The 817-nt window shown below is 50.1% G+C and carries 1 protein-coding gene; it reads left to right on the forward strand.

The window, feature by feature from the left end:
- Window positions 1-817, forward strand: an 817-nt coding sequence (locus tag MTX13_RS14350) for a hypothetical protein (RefSeq protein ID WP_250437432.1), incomplete at both ends; no start/stop codon positions are given.

The following is an 817-nucleotide window of genomic DNA, read 5'->3' on the forward strand; positions in this document are numbered from 1 at the left end:
CAACCTGTTCTTGGGATGTCACGGGTACGCAACCAGCAGAGCCAGCTACGGAATGTTGGGAAACAGCGACCTTCAACAATACAACCTGTTCTTGGGATATAACGGGTACGCAACCAGCAGAACCAGCTACGGAATGTTGGGAAACAGCGACCTTCAACAATGCAACCTGTTCTTGGGATGTCACGGGTACGCAACCAGCAGAGCCAGCTACGGAATGTTGGGAAACAGCGACCTTCAACAATACAACCTGTTCTTGGGATATAACGGGTACGCAACCAGCAGAACCAGCTACGGAATGTTGGGAAACAGCGACCTTTAACAATACAACCTGTTCTTGGGATGTCACGGGTACGCAACCAGCAGAACCAGCTACGGAATGTTGGGAAACAGCGACCTTTAACAATACAACCTGTTCTTGGGATGTAACGGGTACGCAACCAGCAGAACCGTCTACGGAATGTTGGGAAACAGCGACCTTCAACAATACAACCTGTTCTTGGGATGTAACGGGTACGCAACCAGCAGAACCAGCTACGGAATGTTGGGAAACAGCGACCTTTAACAATACAACCTGCTCATGGGATGTAACGGGTACGCAACCAGCAGAGCCAGCTACGGAATGTTGGGAAACAGCGACCTTCAACAATACAACCTGTTCTTGGGATGTCACGGGTACGCAACCAGCAGAGCCGTCTACGGAATGTTGGGAAACAGCGACCTTTAACAATACAACCTGTTCTTGGGATGTAACGGGTACGCAACCAGCGGAGCCAGCTACGGAATGTTGGGAAACAGCGACCTTTAACAATACAACCTG

Origin of the sequence: Hanstruepera flava, assembly GCF_023634025.1 — a bacterium.
GTDB classification, from domain to species: domain Bacteria; phylum Bacteroidota; class Bacteroidia; order Flavobacteriales; family Flavobacteriaceae; genus Hanstruepera; species Hanstruepera flava.